This is a genomic window from Methanolacinia paynteri, assembly GCF_000784355.1.
GTDB classification, from domain to species: Archaea; Halobacteriota; Methanomicrobia; order Methanomicrobiales; family Methanomicrobiaceae; genus Methanolacinia; species Methanolacinia paynteri.
Map to the genome: position 1 here is coordinate 37,031 of NZ_KN360928.1, position 23,552 is coordinate 60,582.

Annotated in this window: 18 protein-coding genes; 12 read left to right on the forward strand and 6 right to left on the reverse strand. The window is 51.1% G+C overall.

The features are described from left to right. Window positions 1-198 precede the first annotated feature (198 nt). Window positions 199-1,059: an alpha/beta fold hydrolase gene (locus METPAY_RS03635; RefSeq protein ID WP_048149252.1), complete on the reverse strand. Its 861-nt coding sequence runs from the start codon at window positions 1,057-1,059 to the stop codon at window positions 199-201. A gap of 325 nt (window positions 1,060-1,384) precedes the next feature. Continuing rightward, the gene (locus METPAY_RS03640; protein ID WP_048149254.1) at window positions 1,385-2,245 is read right to left on the reverse strand and encodes an alpha/beta fold hydrolase; all 861 of its coding nucleotides are present in this window, start codon (window positions 2,243-2,245) and stop codon (window positions 1,385-1,387) included. Between the two features lie 215 nt (window positions 2,246-2,460). Here METPAY_RS03640 and METPAY_RS03645 point away from each other — a divergent pair, with 215 nt between their 5' ends. The 4 genes from METPAY_RS03645 (at window position 2,461) to METPAY_RS03660 (ending at window position 5,645) form a co-directional block, all read left to right on the forward strand. Beyond that, on the forward strand, window positions 2,461-2,892 hold the full coding sequence (locus METPAY_RS03645; RefSeq protein ID WP_048149887.1) for a hypothetical protein: 432 nt from the start codon (window positions 2,461-2,463) through the stop codon (window positions 2,890-2,892). A 73-nt stretch (window positions 2,893-2,965) separates the two neighbouring features. After that, on the forward strand, window positions 2,966-3,601 hold the full coding sequence (locus METPAY_RS03650; RefSeq protein WP_245611515.1) for a DUF2115 domain-containing protein: 636 nt from the start codon (window positions 2,966-2,968) through the stop codon (window positions 3,599-3,601). A 362-nt stretch (window positions 3,602-3,963) separates the two neighbouring features. Continuing rightward, entirely contained in the window at window positions 3,964-5,301 is a 1,338-nt protein-coding gene (locus METPAY_RS03655; protein WP_048149258.1) for an ammonium transporter, read from the forward strand. Further along, window positions 5,298-5,645, forward strand: coding sequence for a P-II family nitrogen regulator (locus tag METPAY_RS03660; RefSeq protein ID WP_306413906.1), 348 nt, complete (start codon window positions 5,298-5,300; stop codon window positions 5,643-5,645). Before METPAY_RS03655 ends, METPAY_RS03660 begins: the two co-directional genes overlap by 4 nt. Window positions 5,646-5,966: 321 nt before the next feature. Here METPAY_RS03660 and METPAY_RS03665 read toward each other — a convergent pair whose 3' ends face one another. From METPAY_RS03665 to METPAY_RS03680, 4 genes are all read right to left on the reverse strand, one after another. Continuing rightward, window positions 5,967-6,929: an alpha/beta fold hydrolase gene (locus METPAY_RS03665; protein ID WP_048149259.1), complete on the reverse strand. Its 963-nt coding sequence runs from the start codon at window positions 6,927-6,929 to the stop codon at window positions 5,967-5,969. A 202-nt stretch (window positions 6,930-7,131) separates the two neighbouring features. Then, the gene (locus tag METPAY_RS03670; RefSeq protein WP_048149261.1) at window positions 7,132-7,827 is read right to left on the reverse strand and encodes a 4Fe-4S dicluster domain-containing protein; all 696 of its coding nucleotides are present in this window, start codon (window positions 7,825-7,827) and stop codon (window positions 7,132-7,134) included. A gap of 78 nt (window positions 7,828-7,905) precedes the next feature. Then, entirely contained in the window at window positions 7,906-8,460 is a 555-nt protein-coding gene (locus tag METPAY_RS03675) for an HNH endonuclease (RefSeq protein ID WP_048149263.1), read from the reverse strand. A 66-nt stretch (window positions 8,461-8,526) separates the two neighbouring features. After that, on the reverse strand, window positions 8,527-10,959 hold the full coding sequence (locus tag METPAY_RS03680; RefSeq protein ID WP_048149265.1) for a plasma-membrane proton-efflux P-type ATPase: 2,433 nt from the start codon (window positions 10,957-10,959) through the stop codon (window positions 8,527-8,529). Window positions 10,960-11,301: 342 nt separating this feature from the next. On the opposite strand from METPAY_RS03680, the gene METPAY_RS14045 reads away from it, so the two are divergent. The 8 genes from METPAY_RS14045 (at window position 11,302) to METPAY_RS03725 (ending at window position 23,548) form a co-directional block, all read left to right on the forward strand. Further along, window positions 11,302-14,178 carry a chitinase gene (locus METPAY_RS14045; RefSeq protein WP_052418637.1) on the forward strand — a complete coding sequence of 959 codons (2,877 nt, stop codon included), beginning with the start codon at window positions 11,302-11,304 and terminating at the stop codon, window positions 14,176-14,178. Window positions 14,179-14,369: 191 nt separating this feature from the next. Beyond that, entirely contained in the window at window positions 14,370-15,242 is an 873-nt protein-coding gene (locus METPAY_RS03695) for a tetrahydromethanopterin S-methyltransferase subunit H family protein (RefSeq protein ID WP_048149267.1), read from the forward strand. After that, window positions 15,235-17,073, forward strand: coding sequence for an ASKHA domain-containing protein (locus METPAY_RS03700; protein ID WP_048149269.1), 1,839 nt, complete (start codon window positions 15,235-15,237; stop codon window positions 17,071-17,073). The genes METPAY_RS03695 and METPAY_RS03700 overlap by 8 nt, the downstream gene beginning before the upstream one ends. A 138-nt stretch (window positions 17,074-17,211) precedes the next feature. Beyond that, window positions 17,212-17,850 (forward strand): cobalamin B12-binding domain-containing protein, encoded by a 639-nt coding sequence (locus METPAY_RS03705; RefSeq protein WP_052418638.1) that lies wholly within the window; start codon window positions 17,212-17,214, stop codon window positions 17,848-17,850. Continuing rightward, entirely contained in the window at window positions 17,851-19,107 is a 1,257-nt protein-coding gene (locus METPAY_RS03710) for a uroporphyrinogen decarboxylase family protein (protein WP_048149271.1), read from the forward strand. A 238-nt stretch (window positions 19,108-19,345) separates the two neighbouring features. Continuing rightward, on the forward strand, window positions 19,346-21,667 hold the full coding sequence (locus METPAY_RS03715) for an Orn/Lys/Arg family decarboxylase (protein ID WP_048149274.1): 2,322 nt from the start codon (window positions 19,346-19,348) through the stop codon (window positions 21,665-21,667). 2 nt (window positions 21,668-21,669) lie between these two features. Then, window positions 21,670-23,109: an amino acid permease gene (locus METPAY_RS03720; RefSeq protein ID WP_048149276.1), complete on the forward strand. Its 1,440-nt coding sequence runs from the start codon at window positions 21,670-21,672 to the stop codon at window positions 23,107-23,109. Then, window positions 23,102-23,548: a hypothetical protein gene (locus METPAY_RS03725; protein WP_048149278.1), complete on the forward strand. Its 447-nt coding sequence runs from the start codon at window positions 23,102-23,104 to the stop codon at window positions 23,546-23,548. The genes METPAY_RS03720 and METPAY_RS03725 overlap by 8 nt, the downstream gene beginning before the upstream one ends. The last annotated feature ends 4 nt before the right edge of the window (window positions 23,549-23,552 follow it).

Sequence of the window (23,552 nt, forward strand, 5' to 3'; positions counted from 1 at the left end):
GCGTGTAATTTTGGATATTTACGGTTTTACTCCGCCAATGATTTGCCTGTTACAGGATGTCCGGAGATCGTGCATGATATTATTTGAAAGATTACGCCAATTGTTTGGATGCTCAATCATCCTAGATTAATATTTCGCTGGTCAGGATACATACTGCCTGAGGTATCGATACAACAACAAAAAAAAAAAGTGATTATTTCAGGTGCTCAAAGGCGATTCATCGGTATCAAGGAAATACAACGCATTCTCCCCGTACTGAACGGGGGCGTAACCTGAACCGGCGTGCGGGAGATCTTTGAAACGCACGAGCCATGAGCCGTTGATCTGTCCTGCCATCTGCACCGAGATCGAATCGGGCGTAAGATCGTCTGCCGTTCCGACTACGAGCATGACATCCTTATCTATACCGGAAAGGCCGTCCCATGATCCGTTCCAGATAAGATTTGCCTCAGCCTCTTTTCGCATTCCTTCAGGCATTGTAGGATCGTCTGCAGCCGCTTCGAGTTCGCCGAGCAGTTTTTGGGTCCCGGGAATTCTGAGACTGTAGCTGTTGGAGTCCAGGATCACTTTTCTCACCGAGTCCGGGTGATCGATTGTCAGCTGCTGCGATATGGAAGATCCCATCGAGAGTCCGTATACATTCATGCTGTCATAGCCTACCGCCTGCATAAAGAGTGCGGCATCATCCGCGTACATCGGAATTGAAGTCGTAGTATTAGCTTCACTGCTGTATCCCATTCCACGGTGGTCGTAGGTGTAGACGTGATATTCGGTCGCAAGAATTCCGATGAAGGTCTCGTTCCAGTCGTTGATAGTTCTCGAGAATCCCTGCACCATAAGCAGCGGATCGCCGGACCCGAATTCACGGTATCCAAGCGTTACATCGTCGACCTGCACATACTCGACCGGTGTGTCGTTAAACGAGACTGCGGGATATTCCTGTTGTGACGAATTCAGGTCCTCAGTAACAGGTATACCCGTATCAGCCGTGCATCCCGCAGTGGCGAAAATACAGAGAATCAGGGCAGTTAAAATGATATATGCTTTCAGATTGTTCATAACAAATCATCCTTTCGGGTTTACAAATTCCAAACCGAATATTAAACGTTTAGATAAATCCGTGCTTATAATTTTTGAAATGCGGCCGCCATTTAATAACAGATCAGAACACAGCCAGTAAGACATTCTATCTTGTTTGAATAATATTCACATTACATCCGGTATTTAGTACATTTTGAACCGGCTACACTGTTCTCCGTAACGTCAGAACTTGTCTTTTTTCTGCTAAGAATTCGTCACCGGACAGCAGGAGGAAGCAACAAAAACGGGTGATTTCTCTATAAAACCATTTAAAAAGAAGAGATTTTTAAGCCCGCCAAATCATTCAGCCGTTCAGCGGGGACTCGTCGGTGTCGAGGAAATACAACGCATTCTCCCCGTACTGAACGGGGGCGTAACCTGAACCGGCGTGCGGGAGATCTTTGAAACGCACGAGCCACGAGCCGTTGATCTGTCCTGCCATATGCACCGAGATCGAATCGGGCGTAAGATCGTCTGCCGTTCCGACTACGAGCATGACATCCTTATCTATACCGGAAAGGCCGTCCCATGATCCGTTCCAGATAAGATTTGCCTCAGCTTCCTTACGGATTCCATCGGACATGGAAGGATCGTCTGCCGCCGCTTCGAGTTCCCCGAGCAGTTTCTGGGTTTCCGGGATTTTAGCGCTGTAAGTATTTGAGTCGAGAATCAGCTTTTCCACCGAATCCGGGTGATCAATTGTGAGTTGCTGGGAGATCACCGATCCCATCGAGACCCCGTATACGTTCATGCTGTCGTAGCCCACCGCCTGCATAAATTGTGCGGCATCGTCCGCGTACATCGGAATGGAAGTAGTGGTATTGGCTTCACTGCTGTATCCCATGCCACGGTGGTCGTAGGCGTAAACATGATATTCGGTCGCAAGAATTCCGATGAAAGTCTCGTTCCAGTCGTTGATAGTCCCGGTGAATCCCTGAACCAAGAGCAACGGTTCGCCGGACCCGAATTCACGGTATCCAAGCGTTACATCGTCGACCTGCACATATTCGACAGGTGTGTCGTTAAACGAAACCGCAGGATACTCCTGTTGCGACGAATTTAAGTCGTCGGTAATAGGTATGCCAGTATCGGCCGTACACCCAGCCGTTATAAAAACGGAGATAATCAAAGCTGTTAGAATAATGAATGTTTTCAGATTGTTCATAAGAATCACTCTCCCGGGTATTTAGATCCAAACCGGATTCTCACCGTTGGCTAAATCCGGATATAAAATTTTTGAAAAGTATATGAATTTCCTGTGTGAGGTCCGCAGGGACTCTTGAAATTCCCTTGTCTGCAAATGTTACAATCTTCACTCCGGAATCGTACCCGGGACGGCATCCCGAAATTCAATATCAAAATGACTCCATAGGATCAGGTATGGATGTAAATTTCTGTGTACACTATAAGGGAGACGGGTTCCCGCCGGCTAACAGGTACTGCCGTGAATGCCCTGAGGCGGAGAAGGCATGCGACAAGCTGTGGATGCTTGTAGTAGAGCTTTCCAAATCCAATAAAGGCGGCGCGGTAAAACTTCCGGGAACACGGGCTGAAATGTATCCCAACCCTAAAAACCGGGAGATTATCCACCTTAAGATCAACTGCCGGTGGAATCTTGGAAAGGAGGATTTTCTTTATTTCATCTCCACAGGTTATGCTAATATGGGACGGAAAGACGAACGGCACAAAAGAGAGGTTTCACCAAGTATGACGAGGCAGGTGCCGTATGTACGATCCATAGTTGAGGCAATCGGCGGATATAACATTCCGGAGATCAAAGCCGTAAGAGATATTCAGCAAAAACGTTTATGAAACAAAGGCTTCAGGGACTGTTTCATGTAAATATTGACGGGTGATAATTTCCCGTCAAAAACAGATGAAAATAATGAACGGACAGAAAATAATTGACCAGTATCTCAGGCTTGAGTCGCAGAATACCCGTGGAGATCTCGGAAAAGCGATAGCCGAAGCAGTATCCAACTACTCTCCCGCTGATCTAAAAAAGATGCAATGGAATTTTTCAGGTAAAGTCCGGAATATAAATCCCATCTATCGCAGAATGCTTGAAAAATCTGTCAACAGTCATCTCAGCGAAACCCGGGAAAAGATCAGGCTCATGAAACAGCAGGGATCTTTTTCTTTTATGAAAGAGCCGCTGCCGGAAGATGCGAAACAGTTCTGGAGGATGGCAGCGGCAGACTGCTCTTCGGGAGATCCTGAAAAAGACAGGATCAGGTTTCTCAAGTATCTTCTTGCGGGTTTTTGTATTTTCGTCATGAATATCCCGCCTCATCCCGTCGGAATGCCCTTTCCCGGCGGCGACAAGGTCCAGTTGATCGATGAAATATATTACTGTCCGGTCAGGACGAAGGCGGGGGATGTAGATTCCGCTTTATGCCCTTTCTGCCCGGCCCGGCAGACACCGGAGATCGGTTACCTGAAACCTCCCCGGGACGGAAACACCCGCAGGAAGCAGGAGTTCATAAAAGATACATATGAGCATCATCACTTCAACGGATGAAAAAAACCAATTTAAAAAGCATATAATCCGGATTTTTCCGGAAATTTTTACGCGCTATTTAACGGACATTTTTTACTAAACTGAGAACACTTAACCCGATCTCCTGGCAAAGCAACATGTAATAAATTTCTGAAAATACATTTTTCAAAAGAATACAGCTCGCAACGATTACATGCCGGACAATTCCGAAATCATTCATCAGGTGTGCCGGAATTCAGAATTTTGATGTATTTACTATAGGACAAGATGAGAAAGTGAAACCAATAAATAAACATTTGTACAAACATTTATAGTACATGGAAGGAATATTCCTTCTATGTTAAGAAGGTGATAAACTGACATTAAAAGAGCTTAGATTTTTAATGATCATTTTTATGATCCTGATTGCAGGACTGGTTATGCCGGTTGCGGCCGGAGACCCGTCGGGAGCTGAAACTTACGAAAGCGATCCGACTACTGCAATCAACTTTACATGGGTTTTAATCTGTGGTTTTCTGGTAATGCTGATGCAGGCCGGTTTCGGCCTTCTTGAAGCAGGACTGACACGTGCAAAGAATGCAGCAAACATCATGATGAAGAACATGGCTGATTTCTGCATCGGTGCACTGGGTTACTGGGCAGTCGGATTCGCCCTCATGATGGGAACTGCGTCAGGAATAACCGGACTTATAGTAGGTCTGAACGGGTTCTTCCTCGTGGGGGATGCATACGATGTTTCCACCATTGAACTATGGTTCTGGCAGATGGTCTTCTGTGCGACAGCAGCCACGATCGTATCCGGAGCCATGGCCGAGAGGACGAAATTCAGCACATACTGTATTGCGAGCCTGGTTGTAACCGCATTCATCTATCCGTTATACGGACACTGGATGTGGGGAGGCGGATGGCTTTCGCAGCTCGGCGCTCTTGACTTCGCAGGATCGGGTGTAGTCCACGCAGTCGGCGGTTTCATTGCACTTGCCGGTGCATGGCTCGTAGGGCCGAGGGTCGGCAAGTTCAAGAAGGACGGAACACCTGTTGGTATTCCCGGCCACAGCATTACGCTTGCAATACTTGGTGTATTCATCCTCTGGTTCGGATGGTTCGGGTTCAACCCGGGCAGCACACTGGCTGCAACGGATCTCAGGATCTCGGTAATCGCGGCAAACACTGTGCTTGCAGCGGCTGCCGGCGGACTGATGGCTATGCTCCTTACGTGGAAGAAGTACGGCAAAGCCGATGTCCCGATGACCGGAAACGGTATCGTCGCAGGACTTGTTGCAATCACAGCCCCGTGTGCATGGGTGAGCCCTCCCGCGGCGGTATTAATCGGACTGGTTGCAGGAGCACTCGTAATTCTCAGCGTATGGTTCATCGAGTGGAAGCTGAAGATCGACGACCCGGTCGGTGCGATCTCGGTTCACGGAACAAACGGCATCTGGGGTATTCTCGCCCTGGGACTTCTTGCGGACGGAACCTACGGCGGAGTCACGGGACTGCTTTACGGTGATGCCGGGTTTATGATGGCACAGATCATAAGTGCAGTAACAGTCTTCGTCTGGGCATTCGGAATGGGAGCAATCATGTTCTACATACTGAAGAAGACAATCGGAATACGTGTTACCGACCGCGAACAGATCGAGGGCCTGGATATCGGCGAACATGGCATGACAGCCTACCCCGACTTCCTGCAGGCTGAACCACTGATTAAGGAAGGGTGATTGAATTGATAAAAGTAGAAGCAATTATCCGGTCTCAAAAGATTGACGAAGTGAAGGTCGCCCTCGACGCCCTGGGCGTGGGATCGATGAACGTATCCGAGGTCCGCGGAAGAGGCCAGCAGAAAGGAATCGTCCAGAACTGGCGTGGTGCGGAATACACCGTCGACTTCATACCGAAGACCAAACTCGAACTGGTCGTCAAGGATGACATTGTCGAGAAGGTTGTCGATGTCATTTGCAGTGTTGCAAGCACCGGAAATATCGGTGACGGAAAGATCTTCCTAAGCCCGGTCATTGATGCCATCCGCGTCAGGACAAAGGAGCGTGGAGACGATGCGTTATAACCTCAAACCTAACCTCTTTTTGAATGGAGAAATGCCGCAGGGAGGTGATAAAAAGTAGGCAAAACGGTAGCTAAAGGACGATTTATATGATTCAGATATAAATTCCGTAATTACCACTGTCGGAGGCACCGGGAGAAATACTCCATACTCATCCTCCCGGGTCTCCAGGGCACAAAATTCTTATACCCCCTAGTATATCCGCATTTTGACTAAAAAAATTATTCATCTTTCCTTTTAATTAAAAAATGAAAATTCCTTATAATAAATTCACTTCGGCATGTGCTTTACATGAAAATCACGTTGTGGTTTACACGAAACAGTCTATGAAACCTCCTTTTCATAAACGCTTTTAAGGAAAGCGATTGCCTGCTCCTGTGCCTCCTTTGATTTGGGATTTATCCAGAAGCAGAGATGGGAGCCTTCCTCAATCCATATTCTTTCAGCATCCCTGATATGCTCGTATGCATAAACCCCGTCGTACAGTTTCACGTCGGCGTCATGGGTGCCGTGGACGATAAGCGCCGGACATTCGATCTTTTCTACAGGGAGATGATAAAGAGTCCTTGTAATGGCCATATCGTTTTCCGTCCCGGCCTTTCGGGTCTTATACGGGTACATAGTATTCATGAAAGTCGTAACGAAATCATGAGCACAGGGGTCGTTCAGGACGAAATCAAGATGTTTCTTCATCTGTTCCTTTGTGAAATACGCCTCGCTTTTGAAGATCTCCTTTATGAAAGCATCCGGTTTGGATTTCGTCATCTTCTGCAGGAGTTTCTGGCCGGAATCGGACAGGAATATCATCTGGGCTACCGGCCCTGCTGTTTCCGGCAGATCATAATATCCGCTGACGGAATCGGCAGTTACAAGAGCCCATATTCGATCGGGGTGGCGGATTGCAAACGTGTATGCAAAAGGCCCGCCCGCAGAGACCGAAAAAACCGCGACCTTATCTATTCCAAGCTCATCGAGAGCGGCAGCAAAGAGATCCACCTGATCTTCAAGGGAGGCCCCACTCTCAAGCGGAGTGCCAAGATAACCCGGCCGGGAAAGCGACAGCAGCCTGAAATCCTTTGCTGCGAAATCGATGGCCGCACGGCACTGGTCGATACCGCCAAGACCCCCATGAATTCCCATCAATACGGGGCCGTCGCCTTCCGACAGGTCGATCTCGATCTTCCCGCGTTTTGTCTCAATAATCTTTGGAGTGATTGATACGCCTTTTAATACTTCCAGCCTTCCGTATTCGGATTTTTTGGATTTTTTATCCTTCTTTTGCGACATTACAGATCTCCGTCTCCTGATTGAATGTTTGATTAAGATGTAATTTCTATCAATATTGATATTCTATCTTTCGCTGTCGCAGGTTTTTTTAAGTCCCTCTGGAAAAAATAGAGAAATAACCGGACCTTAACCTTCAGGCAGTCCGGCCCGGCAGTTTGTGGATTGTTTTATTGTTTCTTCAAATATATCTTCAAAACATTCCTCAAAATTTATCAAGCGGGCACACCTTGATGCACATTCCGCACCTGAGCCCCCCGAGGGCATTGAACATGTAGTCCGCACATTTCTCCCTGTGGATCACCCCTTCGGCAGTAATCGCTTTCGGAGGGCAGATCTCGATGCACTTCATGCAGTCCCTGCATGCCTCGTTTACGAACGGGAGTTCTCCCTTGTCGTCAGGCTCAAGAGGCGCATCGGTGAGAATTCCCATCATGCGAACCTTCAGCCCGAACTCCTTCGTGATTAGGAGATGGTTCATCCCGAAGTTCCCGAGTCCGGCATGGTATGCAGCATATTTGAACGAAAAATCGGCCATAAGCGTTTTCCGGTCTGCATACCAGTAGCCGAACTCGCTCCCCTCGCTCGGTGCGATCGTCGCCATGTAACCGGACTTCTCGATAAACTTCGCAACCTGAAAAGAGATGACACGAAGAGTCGCTGTTCCCGCCATGAGAGTATTGGTGTACTCGGCCCGCCCCAAAGGAAGGGTTGAAAAGGCGCCTTTCGGGACCGATACGCCGATTATTATCACGGACTTAACACCCGGCATAACGTCCCGCGGGTTTTTACCCTTGTAATCAGGGCTGTCGAAGCAGGACGAATCGACAATCCCCACAAAATCTGCCCCGAGCCCGAGAGCGGTACTCTTCAGTGATCCTGATATGTTTTCTTCTGCCATCTTTCGCTCCTCGTATCTGAAAAAAGGTTCCTGATGAACTTTTGCGGGAATAAAAGATTAAAGTTCCCCGTTTCCGGTTTACCTGTGAAAGATCCCTTCCAGGCAGTATACCGTCAGTTTTTCGACATGCCCCTCTTCATCGCACAGGGGCCTCAGGTTACACCCTGGACACATCCTTGAACCGAGATCTTTCTTATCGATGTTCAGCGTCCCGCGTTTTTCATGAAGCTCGTAGAGCAGCTTGAGATATTTCCCCTCTGCGATCCTCGGGACCGTGTCTATCCCGTCTGGCCCAGTCCACTCGTAAAGACGCTTTCCTCCCTTGCCGGAATTGCACGAACGGCAGACACGGATCGCGTTGTCGGGAATGTCCGGCCCGCCGCAGGAGCGGGGGAGAATATGCTCGGTGGTAAGCGGACCCTTCGCCCCGCAGTATATGCACTCGTCAGGTTTCTCGTGCTCCTTCAGCCACTCCCTTATCGTCGACGACCACACTATATCGCCGTCGCGGAGCTGGATGAATTTTTTCATCTGGAACCCCCGGTTGCCTCCGAGCCCTGCGGACTTTGATATCAGCTTTGCATACTGCCAGAAGATCTGGTCGCGGATTGTTTTGACTGCTGCAGGCGGCATTGATAAATTTATGTCGTCGCAGTGACGCGATAAAGGTATCGGGAGGGAAGTTCAGGACAGAAAATCCTACGAATAAGGGTGGATGAACCTGAAGAGCCAGACCTTGATGATATCGTTGATGAGGAAGAACAGGAATGCATAACCCCAGACCAGAAGCGCCGGCACCCAGCCGACTGACGTCATGAGGACACCATATACCGCGATAAGAGTGGGTATGACCTGGGTCGCCTCCGTCGTGCCGAACAGGGCAAGAGAGGGAAGCGGGTGCTCCCAGAAATGCTGCTGACCCGTGCGGGCGAGATAGATCGTCATGTGGCCCGCTACTGCGAGCTTTAAGAATATGAGCGTCTGGATGGTATCGGCATCGAAAAGGAAGTAGAACTTCAGCAGCCAGAGAAGAAGGAAACTGGAGCCTACGCCGAGCACGCCGAGGATACTTGCGATAGTTAAGATCCGGTTCATCTGCCAGCGTACAGGTTTTGGCGCGATCGGAGCATTGTCGTATGCAATCATCATGATCGGGAGATCGTTGAGAATCGCAAGAACGACGATCATGAGCGCAGTCACCGGGTAGAAATTCAGAACGACAATACAGAGCGTCATGAAGATAAGAACCCTGACCGTCTCGGCCAGCCTGTAGACGGCATAATTCTCCATCCTCCTGAAGATCGCCCGGCTCTGGCCTATCGCATCGATAATCACCGAAAGACCCGGTTTCGTAAGCACTATATCCGCAGCCGATTTCGCGGCATCCGTCGCACCCGCGACTGCGATCCCGGAGTCCGCCTCTCTCAGGGCAGGAGCGTCGTTCACCCCGTCGCCGGTCATCCCGACGATGTGATCCCCTTCCTGCAGGACTTTGACTATCCTGAACTTGTTCTCCGGGAATACCTCCGCGAACCCGTCGGCATTTTCAAGCTGCGTGAGGACATCCTTCCTCTCCCCGGAGATGAACGACGACTGGGGGACGATCTTCATTCCGAGTCCCACCTGACCGGAGATCTCCTGTGCGATTGCCGTATGGTCTCCGGTCACCATCTTGACATCGATGCCAAGCCCCTTCGCCTCGGCAATCGTTGCGGCTGAGTCCTCACGCGGCGGATCGAAAAGCCCGATGACCCCGAGATACTTCCACTTCCCGTCGCCCCCCTTCCGTGCAACTCCTAGTGCACGAAAACCCTTCTTCGCAAAATCCAGGACCTGACCGTCAAGTACAGCCGAAAAAGCAGGATTGACCGCCCCCCCGGACCCGGTAAGAGAAGATATCGCCTGGGGTGCTCCTTTGGCGACTTCATACAATTCACCAGATCCGTCCCTGACCATCGCTCGGGAATATTTGGATACCGGATCGAACGGGGTGAAGTCCTCCTGCTCGCCGGGAAAAGACTGTCCTCCATTAAGTTCAGAGAAGCGCTTAAGGATCGCACGGTCTATCGGGTCGTTGCTCTCGGGATTCGAGGCGAGGGCGGCGGCCGTGATCACGTCTTCTTCAGAAGCACCGTCGAATGAATGAACCTCGCCGACACTTATGGCATTCTGCGTTATAGTCCCTGTCTTGTCCGAGCACAGGATATCCATCCCGGCCAGTTCCTCTATGGCCGTGAGCCTGCTGACGATCGCTTCCTTCCTGGAAAGGGCCATTGCACCGACGGCAAGAGTAACCGTGAGCACGGCCGGAAGGGCGGCGGGAATCGCGGCGACGATTAAGACCAGTGCGAACTGGAGCGTATTTGCGAAGGACTCCGAACGCAGCATCGATACCGTAAAGACGATTGCAACAAGGACAACTGCAAGGAGGATAAGGTAGTTCCCGATCTTTATTACAGCCTTCTGGAAGTGGCTCCGGGGCGGCTTCACCTCGAGCAGGCTGGTGGTTTTTCCGAAGAACGTGTCCGCCCCGGTCTTGGTTACTGAGGCATCCATCTCCCCCTCGCGGATAATCGAACCGGAATATGCCTCGTCGCCGGATTTCTTTTCAACGGGAAGAGACTCACCGGTAAGAGCAGACTCGTCGAGGAGGAGATAGTTCCCCTTTAGCAGGTGAAGATCGGCAGGGACTATGTTTCCGAGCCTGACATGGACGATGTCGCCCGGCACAAGTTCCCGTGCAGGGAGATCCTGCCATTCCCCGTCCCTTAGCACACGTGCCGAAGGAGCGAGACGCTGTTTTAAAAGCTCTATGGAATTTTCGGCCTTTCTTTCCTGGAGAAAACCTACGACAGCGTTGATCATTAAAAGAAGGACAATGACCGAGAAGTCCTCCCAGTGGCCTATGAACGCAGACAGCACGGCGGCGATCTCGATCATCCACGGGATCGGGCCCCAGAAATAGCCGAGAAATTTCAGGAGAGGGTGTCTCTTTTCCTCCAGTATATCGTTGAATCCGAACTTTTCACGGAGTTCTTCGACTTCCTGCCTGGTCAATCCCTTCAGAGACCCGGAATTTCCTCCGTTGCCGCCTGCACCGGTGAGTCCTGCACTCGCACCCTGCTCAGTCATTATCAGCTCCTGGGGGAGCCTGTAAGTAAAAAATAATACTGCCTGTCATCGGTTTTCTGTATCGAAATCCTTTCAGGATCTATATGCAGAACATCGTAAAAAAAGATCGGCCGGTATGTTCGTGCGGGTTCACCCTTCCCTTTGTTTAGCCGGTAAGCCTAAACGGGGATTCCGGTTTTTTCATGAATCACGGACAATAAGGGTTTAGAGATCAGTCTCTTCTTTTCGAATCTAACCACCAACAAGTATATCATGATCTACTTTCAAGATCGGGTCACCTTAAATAGGTTGGTGATTATTTTGATTTTGAATCGACTTGCATTATTAATTCTGATCGTTCTGTTGGGAAGCCTATGCCTTCCTGCCGCAGCTTCTACGGACTGGCCGGATCAGGTCTATGCACCGTATATAGACATATCCCTCACGACAGACCCCGAGCAGACAATCGTCACAATGGCAGACGATACAGGGGTGATGTATTACACATGCTGCTTCGTTACCGGAGATGACAATAACAATCCTATATGGGGTTGGCGGCCTGTGTGGTCTAATAATGGAGTGGTGTATTATAAAGATAAGATCGACGCCCTCCGGGCTAAGGGAGGAGATGTGATAATATCCTTCGGCGGGGCAGATGCTGTTAATACGGAACTGGCGATAAAGATAAAAGACGTTTCCAAACTTACGGATACCTACCGCTCCGTCATAGATGCATATGACGTGAATTACATCGATTTTGATATCGAAGGACCTGCCCAGCTTAATTATACGGCAAACGACAGGCGCAATCAGGCGATTGTAAACCTCCAGAAGGAGAACCCGAATCTCAAGGTGTCCTTTACTCTCGCTGTCACACCCAACGGGCTCCATCCCGATGGCATGGGAGTTCTTACCGGAGCTAAGGATGCCGGTGTCAGGATCGACAGGGTCAATATAATGCTCATGGACTACGGCCCTGAAGTCGCACCTCCGCCCACGACCATGGGAGAGTATGGAATAATGGCTGCTAACGGTCTGCACGGGCAATTAAAACAGTTGTATCCGGATAAAACCGATGCCGAGATCTGGAAGATGATCGGCCTGACCCCGATGATAGGTCAGAATGACCAGCCGGCCGAGGTATTCTATCCCGATGACGCCCGGCTGGTTGCAGGGTTTGCAGGAGAGAAAGGTATAGGCCTGATGTCGATATGGTCTGCAACCAGGGACAACGGGAATTGCGGCAGGAAAACCCAGGCAGATCCTCTCTGCAGCGGCATCCCAATGGAACAACAATATGAATTCTCAAATATCTTCAAGAATTATGCATCGATGAGACCTTCAGCCACACCCGCTCCGATATCATCAACGGTCTGGCCTGATCAGTTCTACGCACCGTATATCGATTACGGGCTAACACGGGGCTGTACGATCAACGAAGCCTACGCTTCAACCGGCGTGAAGTATTATACATGCTGTTTCATAACCGCGAACACGACTACCGGAGTACTTGGATTTGCAGATAAAAACGTCGGCTACAGATTGAGTGATATCGAGACACTCCGTGCAAACGGAGGAGATGTAATAATATCATTCGGTGGAGCAGGCGGTCAGACGACCGAACCGGCGATCGTAATAAAGGACCTGAACTCTCTCGTTGATGCATACAGCTCAGTCATCGAAACATATGGCGTAAACTACATAGATTTCGACATCGAAGGAGTGGCAGTCACGAATCAGGGGGCCAACAGCAGGCGTAGCCAGGCGATAATAAAGCTCAAGGAAAAATACTCGGACCTGAAGGTATCGGTCACTCTTGCCGCAACTCCCAAAGATGGCCTCCCCACCCCCCAGATTGCCTACCTCAATGACGCAAAGAGTGCAGAGGACAGGTACAAAAATGAAAATCCGGGAAAAGATATGCTCATCTTCGACAGGGTTAATATCATGCTCATGGACTACGGCACCTATTATGTAACAGACCCTGACAATATGGGAGGATATGCCATAGATGCCGCAAATGTAGTCCACGATCAGCTCAAAAGTGGATATTACAGTGGCAAATCAGATGCTGAGATCTGGAAGAGAATGGGCCTTACACCGATGATCGGACAGAATGACATGCCGGGAGAGGTATTCTATCCGAAAGATGCCACACAGCTTGCAGAGTTTGCGGGAGAGAAAGGCGTCGGAATGATGTCGATATGGTCATTAACCCGGGACAACGGGAACTGCGGCAGGGAAAGCGTGGCAGATCCTCTCTGCAGCGGCATTGTACAGGATCCGTTTGAATTCTCGAATATCATCAAGAATTATCCCACCATGAGGCCTTCGGCGACTGAAACGGAAACTCCGACGCCCGAACCTACTCACGCGACAGGTCTGATTACTCCGACACCCACCCGTGCAACGGGCCTGATACCGGAGTGGAGTTCCGATAAGGAATATGATACGGGCGACATTGTCCTTTACAAGGGCAGCATGTATGCCGCGAGGTGGTGGACGATGGACGAGGAGCCAGGCATTGAATATGTCTGGCTCTCCACTTCAGGAAAGCTCGTCCCTAAACCCGATCACGCGAAAGGCCTGATTACGCATTGGAATTCGGATGATATCTATCTCGCCGGCGATACTGTCATCTACGACGACGGCGTATACTCCGCAAAGTGGCTGACAATGGGTGAAAAACCTGGTGAGACCTATGTATGGGAACTTACGTCGGAGATTGAACCTGAGGTTCCCGTGACAGAAACCGTTATGGAGACAGAGACTCCTGCAACCGGCCTGATACCCGTATGGGACTCAAAGACCGAATATGACGCCGGAGATACAGTCCTCTACAAGGGTAAAACCTATACTGCGAGATGGTGGAACGTAGCCGAACCCCCCGGCCACACATATTCATGGATCTCGGATGCAGGCGAATACATGCCTACCCCTACTCCCTCATCGGGCCCGGCAAAACAGTGGGATTCGAGGAAGGCATATGCAGCCGGCGACATGGTCATCTACAACTACAACAGGTACAGGGCGAGCTGGATGAACAGAGGCGAAGTTCCCGGAGTATCGTACGTCTGGGAGCTGGCCCCGGAAGAGCCTACACCTTCACCGACGCAGGCAACCGGCCTGATCACTCCGACTCCCACTTATTCAAAAGGACTTATTACTCCGACTCCGACCCATGCTACAGGTCTGATTACCCCGAATCCCACCCCTGCAACAGGCCTTTTGGGAGGATAAATCTAAACCAATTTTTTTAAATTCATAACTCTCCTTTTCAGAATGCAGGCGGGAAATACCCCGGAGGATTTTCGGCCTCTAACACAATATTTTTATCATCCTGCAAGAAATATTCAAAATAAAGCGTTATCGGTCTTTTTTCGATAAACAGGCACTTACCGGATCAGGCCGTACTTACGGAAGTGACATCAATGTTCAGTTTTAAAACCGACCAGAAGACATACGAGATCGCCGGCACCAGGGTAGGTGGCCAGCCGGGCGAAATTCCAACGGTTCTTGTGGGGAGTATGTTCTATACAAAACACAAGATCGTAACAGACGAGAGAGCGGGGAAATTCGACAGGGATGCCGCCGAAGCCCTGGTAAGAAAGCAGGAAGAGCTCGGAGAAAAGACCCGCAACCCGGCCTTAATCGACATCGTGGCTTCATCGTCGGAATCGATCCTCAGGTACATCGATTTTGTTGCAGGGATGAATGAAAAACCGTTCTTCATCGACTCTGCAAGTGCGGATGTCAAGATTGCCGCGATTGAATACGCAAAAGAGATCGGTCTCGAAAAAAGGATCGTCTACAACTCCGTCTCTATCGAGACAAAAGATAACGAATACGCGGCATTAAAGGCAAACGGGATCGAATCGGCGATCCTCCTCTCGTTCACCAGGGACATCATGAGCAGCAGGGCACGGGCGGAGACCGTGGATAAACTCGCACCCAAAATGGAAGAATCCGGTATCAAAAATATCCTCGTCGATACCTTCGTAATGGACGTCCCGAGCCTCACGCCATCCGGCAGGGCGACGATAGAGATCAAGAAGAAGACCGGATATCCATGCGGGACCGCGGCACACAACGCGATATCGACATGGAAGGGCCTTAAGAATATGCTTGGTAAAGAGGGAGTGAGATCTGCGGATATCGTTGCAAATATCATGCCGGCAATCTTCGGCGCAGACTTTCTGCTCTATGGCCCGGTCGAGAACTGCGAATCGGTCTTCCCCGCGGCCTTCACTATCGATACGACCTACAGGTATGCCGCGAGGATGAAAGAGACCATCGATGTCTGAGAAAGATCACGACGTCAGGGTCACCTTCGAACCCGACGGAAAGACGATCGAGGACTCTTCAGGGACATTGCTCGAACTTGCACAGGCTGCAAACACGAGCCTTCGCGGGGACTGCGGCGGGGCTGGAGTCTGCGGCAAATGCAGGGTCCAGATAGTAAAACTATACGGAAAGGTATCCGAACCGACGGAGAAGGAGAGAGACCACCTGAAGGATGAAGAGATCGCCGCCGGCTACAGGCTCGCCTGCCAGACGAAGATTCTCACGGGGAAATGCACGGTTCACATTCCACCGGCAAGCAGGACAGCGAAGCGGGAGATCTCCGGGCTTGGGCTGGACGAGGACGTCCCCCTCGGCCCGGCCGCCAGGAAGATCCACCTAAAGCCGGAAAGGGCGACATTCGGGGACCCGAGACCTGACATTCAAAGGCTCAAGGACTCACTCCAGACAGGAGACGAACTGAATTTTCCGCTTTCGGTCCTTTCCGAGCTCCCCGCAGTTCTGCGCAGTTCCGGCTGGAACATAACCGCAACGCTGTGGAAGGACAAACTTGTCTCAGTGGAGCCGGAGGACACCTCGAAAGAATGCTTCGGGATAGGGGTCGATATCGGTTCGTCCAAGATCATCTGCCATCTCGTAGATCTCTTGACAGGAGAGACCATTGCAAAGGCGAATGGCGAAAACCCGCAGATCATGTACGGCGAGGATGTAGTATCGAGGATAACATACGCATCGAAGTCGCCGGAGAAACTGAAAAAGCTCCAGTCGCTTGCAACGGGAACCATAAACTCGCTCATAGACGAGGCGTGCAAAGAGAGTGGAAAGTCACCTGAAAATATCTACGAGATGGTATTTGTAGGAAATTCGGTAATGCACCATCTCGTCCTCGGGATAATCCCGAAGTACATCGGTGTCGCACCGTTCGTCCCGGCTGTAACCGGTATGGTGAGCTTTCCCGCAAAGGATATCGGGATCAATATCAACCCCGACGGGATGGTAACCGCAATTCCCCTCATAGGCGGATTTATAGGAGCGGATGCGGTTGCAAACATCCTCATATCAGGGATCTACGAAACTGAAGATCTCTGCCTCCTGATCGATATCGGGACAAACTCGGAGATCCTTCTCGGAAACTCCAAAGAGATCATGGCATGCTCGGCCCCCTCCGGGCCGTCGTTTGAGGGAGCGCACATAAGTTCCGGGATGAAGGCGGTCAGCGGAGCGATAGAGAGCGTGAAGATCATCGACGGAAAGCTCCTCTACTCCACGATCGATGATGAAAAACCCAGAGGAATCTGCGGCAGCGGCATAATCGATCTCGTCGCAGAGCTATATACGGCCGGAATAATCACAAGGACAGGTAAATTCACGGATCTCAGTCATCCCCGGATCGTAGTCCGGGACGTTCCCAGGTTCATCGTCGCAGGAAAGGAAGAGAGCGGGATCGACAACGACATATCGGTCAGCGAAAAGGACATCAACGAGTTTCTGCTCGCAAAGGGATCGCTTAAGGCCGGCTGGAAGATACTTGCAGACAAGTGGGGAGTTGCTCCTTCCGAGATAGACAGGATCTATCTCGCTGGTTCCTTCGGCACGCATGTAAATATCGACAACGCGATAGTTATCGACATCCTCCCGGACATCGACAGGGAGAAGATAGTTTTCGCCGGGGAAACCGCGGTCGGGGGGGCGAAGATCGCACTCAAATCACTGGAAAAGAGAAATGAACTGAAAGAAATCCTGAAAAGGGTCAGGTACGTGGAGCTATCGGTAGAAGATTCGTTCCAGAAGGATTACCTCGCGTCCATCCCGATATCCGGCCTTAAAAGCTGATTTCAGTTCAACTTTTTTAAATTATAACCACGGAATTTGTTTTTTGAGCCCGCAAAGAGGCTGCAACAGAGATAAATTATATCTGGAGCCCCGCAAGAGTACCAATTATCTCACTCATTTGTGAGAGGGGTATAAGAAATGACAGACGTGAGAGAAGATTTTATAAATGCACTCGTCGATCTCGACGAAACTAAATGCATCGACCTTGCAAAGCAGAGAGTCGAAGCCGGAGAAGACCCCTTCACTATCCTGGAAGACCTCAGAGAGGCTACCGACAGAATAGGCAATATGTTCGAAGAGGGCCGGTTCTTTGTCTCGGACCTCATGATGGCGGGAGAGATCCTCAAACAGATAATGGTGGTGCTCAAGCCCGCATTCGGAGACAGGAAGATCGAAAGCAAAGGAACGATCGTCATCGGAACAGTCGAAGGCGACGTCCACGATATCGGAAAGAACATCGTCACCGCACTTCTTGAAGCTGAAGGGTTCACGGTAGTCGATCTCGGTGTCGACCAGCCGCCCGAGGCGTTCATCAATGCGATCAGGGAGAACAAACCGCTCGTCGTAAGCCTTTCAGGGCTCCTGACCGAGGCTATCGATTCGATGAAGAAGACCGTCGATGCAATCAAAGCCGCAGGCCTCCGCGACAATGTGAAGATAATCGTCGGAGGAGGAAGGACCGACGAAGAGGCGAAGGAATACATCGGCGCAGACGACTGGTCCGACGATGCAACAAGCGGCGTTAGGAAGATTAAGAAACTGGCCGGGGTGGCGTAGATGGAGCCCGCAGAACTCTACCGCCAGAGACTTGACAGGTTAGAGGCGGTAATCAAAGGAAAAGAGCCGGACCGTGTTCCGATAACGGCCATGGTAACAATATTCCAGGGCCATTATGCCGGATACAAGGCAAAGGACGTCATACTCGATGCTGCGAAGAACAAGGATGCAACCCTTAAGATGGCGGCCGATTTCGATTTCGATTCGATAACCGCCCTTACCGGACTTGAAGGAACGATCATGAGTATGACATTCCTTAAATCGGCTCCCGAACTCATTCCCGCCGCAAGATTCCTGCAGGCCCAGTACCACCCGATTCTAAAGGATGTCTACACAAAATGGCCTGGAATCGAACTGGAAGACGACGCCCACCCGCAGTTTATCGGCAAGGAGATCATGAAGGTCGAAGAATACGACCAGTTCATCGAAAACCCCACAGAATACCTGAACCGTGTTGCACTGCCGAGGATCTGCACCGGGCTTGCTGAACCGGGATCCCCGGAATCTAACGCTGCATTCTCAAAATACGGCGCCCAGCTTGCCGCTTTCGGTGCATCGCAGGGCGATCTGATAGGATCTCTCGCAGCGATGGGGTACCCGACATTTCCGACGGCATGGAGCTATTCGCCGCTTGATGTACTCGGAGATTTCCTTCGCGACATAAAGAACATAGTCATTGATCTCTTCAGGTACCCGGATAAAGTGAAGCAGGCTGTGGAAGCCCTTACACCTATGCTCATAGAGTCGGCAAGGATAACGGGAACCGTCCCGCCGGAGATGAAGAAGGCGCTCGGCACCGATATCGTCGAATGCTTCTTCCCGCTGCACTTAAACGAGTATCTCAACCCGAAACAGTACGACGAGTTCTACTGGCCGGCACTGAAAAAAGTGCTCGAAGAAACTATCGCAATGAGACAGACACCGTACATCCTCTTCGAGGGGCGTCATGACGCACATCTCGAAACACTCCTCGAACTTCCGAAAGGAAAGGTGATCGCCGTCTTCGACAAAACAGACCCGAGAAAGGTGAGAGATGTCGTCGGCGATCATGTAATTCTCTCGAGCGGCCCGCCCAATTCGCTCCTTATCGGGGGAACGCCCCAGAAGGTCGACGACTACATGAAGAGTATGCTGACCGACTGCAAGGAAGGCGGAATGATGATCTACCCGGGAGTCGACGGCGGAATCTCAGGAGATGCCAGACCTGAAAACGTTCAGGCGATGATCAAAGCCGTGAAGAAATACGGAACATACTGATTTTAACAGGCAGGGAGATCAATCCCGCCTGAATTTTTTTCCTGCCGGAGATGCGAAACGATTCTCCCGCGGCATAAAATTCAAATTACTTCCAAGAAAGAACTGAAATTTTCAGAAAATCCGACATGTATAAATACTACAATACATAGTCTTCTATCATGAAACAGGGAGAAAAGGGGGTACATTGCATATTCTCCTGCAAAGTGCCCGGAAAATCGATCCCTCAGGGGGGTACGGCATGAACCCCGAGGAGAAACTCCAGGTAGGAGTTATCGACGCGAACGTTCATACCGACACTCCGGCAGGAAGGGCTGTAACAAAAATTATCGAGGACCTGGCTGAATACGGAATCGAGGTCACTGTACTTGTATCTACAGAAGATGCAAGGACAGCTCTCTCGAACCTGCCGTCGGCAGACTGCATAATGGTGAACTGGAACGTCGGGGAATCGGATGATAGTCCTGCCGGAAAGAAGGGTGCCTCAGGGGTTGATGCAAACCTAATCATATCCGAGATCAGGAAACGAAACGAGGACATCCCGATCTTCCTCATGGGCGAACCTACGAGCGAACCGCCGAAAAAGCTCCCTATCGAGATGATTAAAGGGATCAACGAGTTTGTCTGGGTGATGGACGACACCGCCGAATTCCTTGCGGGACGAATAAGAGCAGCGGCGAAGAGGTACAGGGATCGGCTCCTTCCCCCGTTCTTCGGCGAACTGGTGAACTTCTCCCGCGACTTCGAATATTCATGGCACACGCCCGGCCATGCAGGCGGAACTGCGTTCAGGAAATCGCCGGCAGGAAGAGCATTCTTCAATTTCTTCGGCGAACAGCTGTTCAGGTCCGACATATCGATTTCAGTAGGCGAACTCGGTTCTCTCCTCGACCATTCCGGCCCGGTAGGAGAGGCAGAAAGATACGCTGCCAAAGTATTCGGTGCGGATTCTACCTATTTTGTGACCAATGGAACATCGACATCGAACAAGATCGTCTTCTTCGGGAGGGTCACCGCAGACGATATTGTCCTCGTCGACAGGAACTGCCACAAATCTGCGGAGCATGCACTGACCATGACCCATGCAGTCCCGGTATACCTCATTCCGACAAGGAACAGGTACGGGATCATCGGTCCGATACATCCCGAGGAGTTCTCGCCTGAAACCATCAAAGCGAAGATCGCGGCCTCGCCGCTCACAAAGAAACTGAAAAACAAGACTCCAATCCACTCGATAATTACGAATTCAACCTACGACGGCCTCTGCTATCACGCGGAATGGGTGGAGAACGAGCTCGGAAAGAGTGTCGACAGCATCCACTTCGACGAGGCGTGGTACGGATATGCACGCTTCAATCCGATGTACCGCAACCGCTTCGCGATGAGAGACGGTGCGGAAAATCCCGAAGGACCCACGGTCTTTGCAACGCAGTCGACTCATAAACTGCTCGCTGCTCTCTCACAGGCGTCGATGGTTCATGTGAGAAACGGAAGGGTGCCGATCGAACACTCGAGGTTCAACGAGGCGTTCATGATGCACTCCTCTACCTCCCCGCTATACACCATAATAGCATCATGCGATGTCTCTTCCAAGATGATGGACGGGGCGTCCGGAAGGATGCTCACACAGGAGCCGATCGAGGACGCGATCAGATTCAGGCGTATGATGGCGAGGATCAACAGGGAGATAGGCACCGGAAAAACACCGAACGACTGGTGGTTCGGAATGTGGCAGCCTGATTTCGTAACTGATCCCGCTACGGGAAAGAAGATGGACTTCGCCGACGCCGGCATTAACCTGCTGGGCAAAGAGCCGTCATGCTGGGTTCTCCACCCCGAGGACAGCTGGCACGGGTTTACTGATCTCCCTGACGACTACTGCATGCTCGACCCGATAAAGGTGACAGTACTCATGCCGGGAGTAAACGACGACGGAACCCCGGCCAACTGGGGAATACCCGCGGCAATCGTCGTCAAGTTCCTGGACACGAAAGGAATCGTCAACGAGAAGTCTGGCGACTACAACATACTCTTCCTCTTCTCCATGGGAATAACCAAGGGCAAGTGGGGAACGCTGGTTACAGAGTTGTTCGAGTTCAAGCGCCACTGGGAGGAGGAGTCTCCGCTGGAAGAGGTCTTCCCCGATCTCGTGAAAGAATGGCCGGAGAGGTACGGTGGGATGACACTACCCGGACTGGTCAACGAGATGCACGATTACATGAAGAAGACAGAGCAGGGCAAACTTCTCCAGGAGGCCTACGAGAAACTTCCCGAACAGGTCATGACATACGCGGAAGCCTACAGGTGCCTCGTCCGCGACGAAGTGGAGCATGTCGCAGTCTCGGATATGGAGAACAGGATCGTCGCAACCGGAGTGTTCCCGTATCCCCCCGGAATTCCGGTTCTCGCACCCGGCGAATCCGCGGGAAAGAAGAAAGGAGCGATCATCAAATACCTCCTTGCACTGCAGGAGTTCGACAAGAAGTTCCCGGGATTCGATCACGACATCCACGGCGTTGAGAACGTAAACGGGAAGTACATGATATACTGCCTTAAGGAGTGACCATGAGCGAAGAAACAAAGACAGGCAAGGGAGTAAAGAAAGTCTATCTTGGCATATTCGCCCTTGCGATGATAAACGTCGCCGCGGTGCTGAGCATCAGGAACTTTCCGTCGATGGCAATCTACGGGTGGTCGTGTATCGGGTGGTACATCATCGGAACGATACTCTTCCTTATACCGATCTCCCTTGCGGGTGCAGAACTTGCAACAGGCTGGCCCGAGGGCGGTGGTGTCTACGCGTGGGTAAAGCAGGCGTTCGGGGAGAGAGACGGATTTATCGCGCTTTTCTGCGAATGGTCGAACAACCTCGTCTGGTTCCCGACCGTCCTGTCGTTCATCGCAGCAACGCTCGCATTCGCCCTTACACCGAATCTTACATCGAGCCCACTGTATATGTTCACCGTGATGATGATCGCATTCTGGGGAACTACCGCAGTCGCCTACTTCGGCGAAAATGCCTCGACAAAACTCAGCAACTTCGGTGTAGTGCTCGGCAGCATCATCCCTGCGATAGTGATCACACTTCTCGGGATCTGGTGGTTTGCATCCGGGCAGCAGCTGGTTCTCCCTGAATTTTCACTTGAACAGATCGCACCGGAGATAAATCTCGATACACTGCCTTTCTTCGCAACGGTTGTTCTTCTCTTTGCAGGTATGGAGATGGCGGGCTTCCACGCTCTCGAGGTCAAAAACCCGCAGACCGATTTCCCAAAGGCGATCGGCATCTCGGCAGTGATAATATTCTTCTGTACGGTTGCGGCGACACTCGCAATCGCGTTCGTGATCCCTGCAAACCAGCTGAGCCTTGCATCGGGCGTTATGCAGGCGATACAGTACTTCTTTGATTCCGCAGGGCTGTCGGCTTTCGTCGGGCCGATGGCGTTGTTGATCACTATCGGCGGTGTGGTAAATCTTGCCGCATGGCTCATAGGACCCGCAAAGGGTCTCGGGGTCATTGCGGAAGAGGGAAACATGCCGCCAATGTTCGACCGGACGAACAAATACGGAGCTCCGGTTGCGGTTCTGGTCACGCAGGCGCTCATCGGTTCAGTAATCTCGCTCCTGTATGTGTTCCTGCCGTCCGTCAACCAGGCATACTGGATACTGTCGGCTATGACCGTGGAGCTGCTCTGTATCGTATACTTCCTGGTATTTGCAGCTCTCATCAAACTCAGGTACAGCCAGCCAGATAAGCCCAGGCCGTTCAAGATACCCGGCGGGATGCCCGGAGTCTGGATCGTCGGGGGCATGGGAGCTGTAGGAGTCGTATTTTCGTTCATCGTAGGACTTATGCCGCCTTCATACTACGACAATACAATCGGCTATGTCGTAGCGGTTCTCTTCGGAACGTTCGTCCTCGCAGTTCCGCCTCTTATCTTCCTCAAACTCAAGAAACCAAGCTGGACAAAAGCTGTAAACAAGGAGGTGGCACAGGATGAATGAAAAGCAGGAGGTTGTAATTATCGCGGTAATACTCGTACTTGCGATTATACTGCTGCCGGTCTCAGTTGCGGTATTAGCTCACGGTACCGACCCGTACCGTATCATCGAGGGGAACCCTATAGAGATCGCAGCAGAGGCTGCGGGCCTGGTCATCTGCAACGAAACGGAGACGTCATGGAATATTGCCGGACTCACCAAAGGAATGACTTACACGATCTCCGACAACTGCGCAAACCCGACTGAGACGATAAGGCTCGATGTATTGTCATTCGACAGTTCCGAATCGAGGGATGCGGCGATACTCGCGTATCACTCGAATACGATAGGAAAGAACCACCCTCACGGAAGCCTGATCGTATTAGGGCAGTACCTGATCTTTGTCAATTATTCGGGAAGCTCGCTCCTGGACACGATCTCGAAAGAACTGGGGAAATTATAGAACT